Annotated in this window: 4 protein-coding genes; all 4 read left to right on the top strand. The window is 39.9% G+C overall.

Annotated elements, in window-relative coordinates:
- Positions 1–4383 (top strand): mucin-binding protein (locus tag OCF96_RS09615; protein WP_261447030.1); only part of this gene is annotated, 4383 nt, incomplete at its 5' end.
- A 124-nt stretch (positions 4384–4507) separates the two neighbouring features.
- Positions 4508–7609 carry a DNA polymerase III subunit alpha gene (locus tag OCF96_RS09610; protein WP_261447029.1) on the top strand — a complete coding sequence of 1034 codons (3102 nt, stop codon included), beginning with the start codon at positions 4508–4510 and terminating at the stop codon, positions 7607–7609.
- An 81-nt stretch (positions 7610–7690) separates the two neighbouring features.
- Positions 7691–8698 (top strand): 6-phosphofructokinase, encoded by a 1008-nt coding sequence (pfkA, locus tag OCF96_RS09605; protein ID WP_020900675.1) that lies wholly within the window; start codon positions 7691–7693, stop codon positions 8696–8698.
- A 58-nt stretch (positions 8699–8756) separates the two neighbouring features.
- A complete protein-coding gene (gene pyk, locus OCF96_RS09600) occupies positions 8757–10262 on the top strand; it encodes a pyruvate kinase (protein ID WP_261447028.1) in 1506 nt (501 codons plus the stop codon).
- The last annotated feature ends 363 nt before the right edge of the window (positions 10263–10625 follow it).

Genomic DNA, 10625 nt, shown 5'->3' with positions numbered 1-10625 from the left:
AACTACGTGAAGAATGACGGTTCTAAAGCTGCAGAGCCAGTTAAAGAAACATTAACATTCACACGTAAAGCGAAAATCAATGCTGTAACTGGAGAAGTAACATACTTAGATAACGATGGAAATGCAACAACTAAAGAAGCAGCTCCATGGACTCCAGTAAATAATGATACAACATTTGATAAAGTAACTTCACCATCAGTTCCTGATTACACACCAACTAGAGCTGAAGTTCCAGCTAAAGAAAATGTAACAGCAACAGATGAAGATATCGTTGAAACAGTAGTGTACAACCCTGCGAAAGTAACGGTTACACCAAACGATCCAAATGTTGATCCAGAAAAACCACTGAATCCAAACGATCCAAATGGTCTGAAATACAAAGATCTAAAACTTACTGAAGAAGTTAAACGTACAATTACCTATACTTACGCAGATGATGTAGCAGATACATCTAAACGTGGAACTGATGCAGCACCTAAACATGAAACTACTGTATCATTCACTCGTACAGCAACTGTTAACCAAGCAACAGGTGAAGTAACTTACGGTGACTGGACTGCAGTAAACAACGATACTACATTAGAAGGTAAAACAGAACTTCCAGTAATTCCAGGATATGTAGCAACAGGAGATGTAGAATCAGTTAAGAAAGATGTAGCAAACGTTTCAGCAACTGATAAAGATATCGTTGAAAAAGTTGTGTATAAAGACTTAGGTAAATATGTACCAGTAGTACCGGATGGAACAACTCCTCCAACTATTACTGATCCTAAGTATCCAAACAACCCAACGGATCCTACAAAACCAGGTGAACCAACAACAACGATCCCTAATGTTCCAGGTTTAACACCATTAGATCCATCTACTGGTAAACCATTAGAACCAAAAGATCCAAATGATTTAACAAAAGGTTACAAACCACCAGTACCACAAGATCCAAGTAAAGACACAAACATCGTTTATGTTGCAGATGGATCACAAGTAACGGTAGTTCACTTCGTAGATGAAGACGGTAATGCAGTTCATACTTCATTCGTAGAAGCAGGAGATGCAGGATCTAAATTCACTAAAGTAGGTGAAGTAACGAAAGTTGTTGACGAACTTAAAGCAGCTGGATACGTAGTAGTACCTAATAAAGCAGGTCAAGCTGAATATCCAGGTGAAGCAGGAGTATTCGATAGTGTGGATGATAAAGGTGAAAACGGAGTGTCACAAGTTTACTACGTAACGGTAGCTAAGACAGTTCCAGTAACACCAACAACTCCACAAAACCCTAACGAAGATCCTAAGAATCCTAAACCAGGAGATCCAATCGATCCAAACAAACCAGATGGACCAAAATGGACTGAAGATGCTCTTAATAAACTAAACAACATCAAGTCAGTAACTCGTACAATTACTTACGTTAAAGATGGTACTGATGAAGAAGTATCTACTACAGAAGCTCCAAAAGTAACTAATAAAGTAAGCTTCACACGTACAGCAATTGTAAATCCAAAAGACGGTTCAGTAGTAGGATACGATACAAACGGTGACGGTAAAGTAGATCTTCCAGCAACAGACACTACAAATGGATGGACAGCTGCAGGAACAGCTAAATTTGCAGAAGTTAAATCACCAGTTGTTAAAGGATATGTTGTAAAACCTAACCAAGATACACAAGGTGACTTAGTAGAAGCTGATGGATCTAAAGTTAAAGCATCTACAACAGACTTAACAGTAGATTCAGCTAACCAAGATCTGAAAGTTAGATACGTACCAGTTGGAACATGGACTCCGAAAGTACCAGATGGTGAAACACCGATCGATCCAATTCCATATCCAAACGATCCAAAAGATCCAGGAAAAGTGGTAGATCCAAACAAACCAACAGATCCAAATGATCCAAATAAACCAAGTGTACCAGTAGTTCCACATATTCCAGGTACAACACCTAAAGATCCAAATGGAAACCCACTGAAACCAGTAGATCCAGAAGATCCAAGTAAAGGATATGTACCACCAACACCTACGACACCAACAGAAAATACTGTAATTGAGTATGTAAAAGATGATCAAAAAGCAGTAACTAAATTCGTAGATCCAAGTGGAAACCCAATTCCAGGTGTGAATAACATCGAAGAAAAAGGTAAGTCAGGTGAGCCATTAACGAAAGCAACAGAAGTAACTAATGAAATTGCTAAGTTAATCGCTAAAGGATATGAGTTAGTAAGCAACAACTACGGTAAAGATAACAACGGAAACTTCGATAAAGATTCTGGAAAAGATCAAGAATACACTGTAGTGTTAACACCTCACGTTGAGCCAATTAAACCATTTGACCCAACTAACCCGAACGATCCTAACAAACCAAAACCTGGTACACCAATCGATCCAAATAATCCTGATGGACCAAAATGGACTGAAGAGTTAATCAAGTCACTAGAAACGACTAAACACGTTACTCGTACAATTTCATACGTGGATAAAGATGGAAACAAAGTTGAGTACACAGACAAAGATGGAAACAAATCTACAGCTGATGTAACTGACAAAGTAACCTTCACTCGTGAAGCTAAGATTAATCTTGTAACTGGTAAAATCGAATATGGTAAATGGACTCCAGTAAACAACGATACTACATTTGATAAAGTAACATCACCAGTAGTTCCAGGATACGTTCTGAAAGATCCAGCTCAAAAAGAAGTAGCTGAAACTACAGGATTAACTGAGAACTCTAAAGATGAAAACATCAAAGTGGTTTACGTACCAGTTGGAAGACTTGTACCGAAAGTACCAAATGGTGTAACTCCACCAACTCCAACTCCTTACGATAACGATCCACAAGATCCAGGTAAAGTTGTACCACCAAGTCCAACTAAACCACAAGATCCACAAGATCCAAATAGTCCGAAAGTACCGGTAATTCCTCATATCCCAGGAACAACACCAAAAGTTCCACAAGACCCAACGAAACCAGTGGATCCAAACACTAACCCACTTGTACCGTTGAAACCAGTGGATCCAAAAGATCCATCTAAAGGATATGAAGTACCACCAGTACCAACAAATCCAGGTACGGATACACCAATCGTTTACGAAAATGATAAACAAAAAGCTATCACAAACTTCGTAGATAACAATGGTAAAGTAGTATCTGATCCAGTAGTAGATCAAGGTGATTCAGGTTCTAAATTCACGAAGAATGGTGAAGTTGAAGATAAGATTAAAGAACTTCTTAAGAAAGGTTACATTGTAACAAGCAATGATTACCCTTCAGCAGATACAGATAGAGTATTCGATAACGATAAAGATAAAGATCAAATCTTTAACGTAAAAGTTACTCCACTAATCGTGCCAACAGATCCAAACAGCCCTGATAAACCACAGGTACCAACAGATCCAACGAAACCAGTAGGTCCAAATAACCCACTGAAACCAGTAACACCATCAAATCCAGAACCAGGTAAACCAGTGTTCCCTGAAGATCCAAACAGTCCAGTATGGCCTGAAACAGTGAAAGACTTAGTAACAGAATCTTCTGCAACTCGTACAATCACTTATGTAGATCGCAATGGAAAAGAAGTAGCAGCTACTCACACTGAAACAATCAAGTTCAAACGTACTGCGAAAGTGAACCTAGTAACTGGAGATATCACATATGGTGAATGGACAGTAGTAGGTGATGATACTATTCTAAATGGTAACCCATTACCATCAGTGAAAGGATACATCGCTCGTGGTGGAGATATCAAAGAATCACAAGAAGATATCAAAGCAGAAGCAGGTAAAAACATTACGCAAACTGTAGTGTATGCTAAACTTGGTTCTTGGATTCCAAGATTGCCAGAGGGACAAACAAATGTTCCACCAACTCCATATCCAAACGATCCAACAGATCCAACTAAACCAGGAACAGATAAACCAAAAGTACCTTACGTACCAGGATTTATCCCTGTAGATCCAAATGGAAATCCATTGAAACCAGTGGATCCAAACGATCCAACGAAAGGATATGAAGTACCAGATGTACCGGCAGATCCAACTCAAGATACGCCAATTAAGTACATTCCTGTTCCTACACCAAATAATGGTGGTGGCAACAATGGAGGCGGAGGTGGTAATACACCAACTCCACAACCTCAACCAAATCCAACTCCACAACCAGAACCTAGTCCTGCGCCAAATCCTGTTCCAGTGACACCTGAGACTCCTGAACAACCAGTAGCTCCAGTGACACCAGAACAACCAGCAGAGCCTGCTACACCACAGTATATGGATGGTCAACGTGAACTTCCAAATACAGGTACAGAAGCACACTCTAGCCTTGCAGCACTTGGACTTCTAGGAGCCTTGAGTGGATTCGGATTGATTGCTCGTAAGAAAAGAAAAGACGAAGAATAATTCTGACTTTCTTTCAAACAGTGATTGATTCAGCCTAAGAAAGAACTTGAGATTTACTATCTCAGGTTCTTTTCTTTTTTGAAAATGGTATAATATAGTGAGAAGGATAGAGGAGAAGTGTAAATTGATCGCACAACTAGATACAAAAACAGTCTATAGTTTTATGGAGAGCGTCATTTCGATTGACAAGTATGTGAGAGCAGCTAAAGACTATGGCTACACTCATCTGGCTATGATGGATATTGATAATCTTTATGGGGCTTTTGAATTTCTAGAGGTTACAAAAAAATACGGCATTCATCCTTTATTAGGGCTTGAAATGACTGTGTTTGTAGATAATCAGGAAGTGAATCTGCGTTTTTTAGCCCTATCTAGTGTGGGCTATCAGCAGTTGATGAAACTTTCAACAGCCAAGATGCAGGGGGAGAAAACTTGGTCTGTCCTGTCCCAGTACCTAGAGGATATCGCGGTTATTGTACCCTATTTTGATGGATTGGAGTCGTTAGAATTAGGTTGTGATTACTATATTGGAGTTTATCCAGAAACACTGGCAAGCGAATTTCATCATCCTATTTTGCCCCTTTATCGGGTCAATGCCTTTGAAAGCAGGGATAGAGAAGTTTTGCAAGTTTTAACAGCGATTAAAGAAAACCTACCACTCAGAGAAGTCCCCTTGCGTTCACGACAAGATGTTCTTTTATCAGCAAGTTCTTTAGAGAAATTATTTCAAGAACGTTTTCCGCAAGCCTTGGACAATTTAGAAAAGCTTATTTCAGGTATTTCTTATGATTTGGATACGAGTCTGAAACTGCCTCGTTTTAACCCAGCTAGACCAGCCGTAGAAGAGTTGAGAGAACGTGCTGAACTGGGGCTTGCTCAGAAGGGATTGTCTGGTAAAGAATATCAAGATCGACTAGATCAAGAATTGGCTGTTATTCATGATATGGGCTTTGATGATTATTTCTTGGTCGTTTGGGATTTGCTGCGTTTCGGACGTTCGAAAGGCTATTATATGGGAATGGGACGGGGTTCTGCAGTAGGTAGCTTGGTTTCTTATGCCTTGGACATCACAGGGATTGACCCAGTCGAGAAAAACCTGATTTTTGAACGTTTCCTCAATCGTGAACGCTATACTATGCCTGATATTGATATTGATATCCCAGATATTTATCGTCCAGATTTTATCAGATATGTTGGCAATAAATATGGTAGTAAACATGCTGCACAAATCGTTACTTTTTCAACCTTTGGAGCCAAGCAAGCTCTGCGAGATGTTTTAAAACGATTCGGCGTGCCAGAGTATGAATTATCTGCAATTACCAAGAAAATCAGTTTTCGGGACAATCTCAAGTCGGCTTATGAGGGCAATCTCCAGTTCCGTCAGCAAATCAATAGTAAGTTAGAATACCAAAAAGCCTTTGAGATTGCTTGCAAGATAGAGGGCTATCCAAGACAAACCTCTGTCCATGCGGCTGGTGTTGTGATTAGTGACCAGGATTTGACGGACTATATTCCTCTGAAGCATGGTGATGAAATTCCACTGACTCAGTATGATGCTCATGGTGTTGAAGCTAGTGGGCTTTTGAAAATGGACTTTCTGGGACTACGAAATCTGACCTTTGTCCAGAAAATGCAAGAGTTGCTTGCTGAAACAGAAGATATTCACTTGAAAATAGAAGAAATCGATTTGGAAGACAAAGAAACGCTGGCTTTATTTGCTGCTGGAAATACAAAAGGGATCTTTCAATTTGAGCAACCTGGTGCCATTCGCTTGCTCAAGCGTGTGCAGCCAGTCTGTTTTGAAGATGTCGTAGCGACTACGTCTCTAAATCGACCAGGTGCTAGTGACTATATCAATAATTTTGTGGCAAGAAAGCATGGTCAGGAAGAAGTGACTGTTCTGGATCCAGTACTGGAGGATATTTTGGCTCCAACCTACGGCATTATGCTCTATCAGGAGCAGGTTATGCAGGTTGCCCAGCGTTTTGCTGGATTTAGTCTTGGGAAAGCCGATATTTTGCGTCGTGCTATGGGGAAAAAGGATGCCTCTGCCATGCATGAGATGAGGGAATCCTTTATTCAAGGGGCATTAGAAGCTGGTCATACTGTGGAAAAAGCAGAGCAGGTCTTTGATGTCATGGAGAAGTTTGCTGGTTATGGTTTTAACAGGTCACACGCCTATGCCTACTCAGCCTTGGCCTTCCAGCTGGCCTATTTCAAAACACATTATCCAGCCATCTTTTATCAGGTCATGCTGAATTCTGCCAATAGTGATTACCTAACAGATGCATTAGAAGCAGGCTTTGTAGTAGCCCCTCTGTCCATCAACACCATTCCCTATCACGATAAAATTGCCAACAAGTCTATCTATCTAGGTTTGAAATCGATTAAGGGAGTCAGCAAGGATTTGGCGCTTTGGATTATTGAAAATAGACCCTATTCGAGCATTGAAGATTTTATAGCTAAACTACCTGAGAATTACCTGAAACTTCCTCTGCTAGAACCTTTGGTAAAAGTTGGTCTTTTCGATTTATTTGAGACAAATCGTCAAAAAGTATTTAATAACTTAGCTAATCTATTTGAATTTGTAAAAGAGTTAGGTAGCTTGTTTGGAGACACCATTTATAGTTGGCAAGATTCGGAGGACTGGACAGAGCAAGAAAAATTCTACATGGAACAAGAGTATCTAGGAGTAGGAGTTAGCAAACACCCACTACAGGCTATTGCAAGCAAGGCTATTTATCCGATTACTCCAATCGGAAATTTATCAGAAAATAGTCACTCTATTATCCTGGTTGAAGTTCAGAAGATAAAAGTAATTCGAACCAAAAAGGGTGAAAACATGGCTTTCTTACAAGTAGATGACAGTAAGAAAAAATTGGATGTCACTCTCTTTTCAGATTTATATCGACAGGTTGGGCAGGAACTAAAAGAAGGAGCCTTCTACTATATCAGAGGGAAAGTCCAGTCCCGTGATGGCCGTCTGCAAATGATTGCACAAGAATTAAGAGAAGCAGTGGCTGAACGCTTTTGGATTCAGGTAAAAAATCATGAATTTGATCAAGAAATTTCGAGAATTTTAGACCAGTATAAAGGCCCAATCCCAGTTATCATCAGGTATGAAGAGGAACAAAAAAACATTGTATCTCCTCATCATTTCGTAGCTAAAACTGATGAATTAGAAGCGAAATTGAATGGAATGGTTATGAAAACGATTTATCGCTAAAATTACGGAAAATAGAAGAATTTTCAACGTAAATGTGGTATAATCAGTAAGAATGTTAAAAGAAAAAGGAGCATAAACCAAATGAAACGTATTGCTGTTTTGACTAGTGGTGGAGACGCCCCTGGTATGAACGCTGCCATCCGCGCAGTTGTTCGTCAAGCAATTTCAGAAGGAATGGAAGTTTTTGGTATCTATGATGGATATGCTGGTATGGTTGCTGGTGAAATTCATCCCCTAGATGCAGCTTCAGTAGGAGACATCATTTCTCGTGGTGGTACTTTCCTTCACTCAGCTCGCTACCCAGAGTTCGCTCAACTTGAAGGGCAACTTAAGGGGATTGAGCAATTGAAAAAACACGGGATTGAAGGTGTAGTTGTTATCGGTGGTGACGGATCTTACCACGGTGCTATGCGTTTGACTGAACATGGCTTCCCAGCTATCGGTCTTCCAGGTACAATCGATAACGATATCGTTGGTACAGACTTCACAATCGGTTTTGACACAGCGGTTACGACTGCTATGGACGCTATTGATAAGATTCGTGATACATCATCAAGTCACCGTCGTACTTTTGTTATCGAAGTTATGGGACGTAACGCAGGTGATATCGCTCTTTGGGCTGGTATTGCAACTGGTGCTGATGAAATCATCATCCCTGAAGAAGGCTTCAAGATGGAAGATATCGTAGCAAGCATCAAAGCTGGTTATGAGTGTGGTAAAAAACACAATATCATCGTCTTGGCTGAAGGTGTGATGTCTGCGGCTGAATTTGGTCAAAAACTGAAAGAAGCTGGAGATACAAGCGACCTTCGTGTGACAGAACTTGGACATATTCAACGTGGTGGTTCTCCAACTGCGCGTGACCGTGTTTTAGCATCACGTATGGGTGCTCATGCTGTTAAACTTCTTAAAGAAGGTATCGGTGGTGTTGCGGTTGGTATCCGTAATGAGAAAATGGTTGAAAACCCAATTCTTGGTACTGCAGAAGAAGGGGCATTGTTCAGCTTGACTGCAGATGGTAAGATTGTGGTTAACAACCCACACAAGGCTGATCTTGAACTATCTAGCTTGAATAAGAGCTTGTCATAATTTATAATTTAGTTAATAAGACCAAAAAGGTCATATATATAAAGGAGTCACAAAAATCATGAACAAACGTGTAAAAATCGTTGCAACTTTGGGACCTGCGGTAGAAATCCGTGGTGGTAAAAAATTCGGTGATGACGGATACTGGGGTGAAAAACTTGATGTTGAAGCTTCAGCTAAAAACATTGCTAAATTGATTGAAGCTGGTGCTAACACATTCCGTTTCAACTTCTCACACGGTGACCACCAAGAACAAGGTGACCGTATGGCAACTGTTAAACTTGCTGAAAAACTTGCAGGTAAAAAAGTTGGTTTCCTTCTTGATACAAAAGGACCAGAAATCCGTACAGAATTGTTTGAAGGAGATGCAAAAGAGTACTCATACAAAACTGGTGAGAAAATCCGTGTTGCAACTAAACAAGGAATCAAATCAACTCGTGATGTGATTGCATTGAACGTTGCTGGCGCTCTTGATATCTATGATGATGTTGAAGTTGGTCGTCAAGTTTTGGTTGACGATGGTAAACTTGGTCTTCGTGTGGTTGCTAAAGATGACGCAACTCGTGAATTCGAAGTTGAAGTTGAAAACGATGGCGTAATTGCTAAACAAAAAGGTGTTAATATCCCTAACACTAAAATTCCTTTCCCAGCTCTTGCTGAACGTGATAACGACGATATCCGCTTTGGTCTTGAACAAGGTATCAACTTCATCGCGATTTCATTCGTACGTACTGCAAAAGACGTGAACGAAGTTCGTGCAATCTGTAAAGAAACTGGAAACGGACACGTTCAATTGTTCGCTAAAATCGAAAACCAACAAGGTATCGATAACTTGGATGAAATCATCGAAGCTGCTGATGGTATCATGATTGCTCGTGGTGACATGGGTATCGAAGTACCATTCGAGATGGTTCCAGTTTACCAAAAAATGATCATCAAGAAAGTCAATGCTGCAGGTAAAGTTGTTATCACTGCAACAAACATGCTTGAAACAATGACTGAAAAACCACGTGCAACTCGTTCAGAAGTATCAGACGTATTCAACGCTGTTATCGACGGTACTGATGCTACAATGCTTTCAGGTGAGTCTGCAAATGGTAAATACCCACTTGAGTCAGTAACTACAATGGCTACAATCGACAAGAACGCTCAAACTCTTCTTAACGAATACGGTCGTTTGAACTCAGATTCATTTGAACGTAACTCTAAGACAGAAGTAATGGCTTCAGCTGTTAAAGATGCTACTAACTCAATGGACATTAAATTGATTGTAACTCTTACTAAGACAGGTCACACTGCACGTTTGATTTCTAAATACCGTCCAAATGCTGACATCTTGGCATTGACATTCGACGAATTGACAGAACGTGGTTTGATGTTGAACTGGGGTGTTATCCCAATGTTGACAGATGCTCCATCATCAACTGACGATATGTTTGAAATTGCTGAACGTAAAGCAGTTGAAGCAGGTCTTGTACAATCTGGTGACGATATCGTTATCGTAGCTGGTGTACCAGTTGGAGAAGCTGTACGTACAAACACAATGCGTATCCGTACAGTACGTTAATTAAAATAAAAAAAGCCTATCATATCAAGCTTTCTAGCCTGTATGATAGGTCTTTTTTTGTGCCAGGGGGTAAAAAGGGGGCAAAACTTTTTGCTTTCGATTTAATGAGATAGTATAAAGTGCTGATTGCTTCATACTTTTAATAATGTGAGTGTTGATTTGATGTGGTGTCTTAATGTCTTTATTCAATACTCGTGTCATGATAGTTTTATTGAGATCTTATTTCCTTCATGCAACTTTCATAAAAGGTTTAGTTTAGAAACACATAAAAAAAACTCCCTGATGATGAACTGCACCCCAAAAGTTAGACAGAAAAAATCTAACTTTTGGGGTGTTTTATTATGAAATTAACTTATGAAGATA

This window comes from Streptococcus mitis (assembly GCF_946190065.1).
Lineage (GTDB): Bacteria > Bacillota > Bacilli > Lactobacillales > Streptococcaceae > Streptococcus > Streptococcus mitis_DE.
Note: the sequence above shows the minus strand (reverse complement) of the source record. Positions and strands in the feature narration are given on the sequence as shown.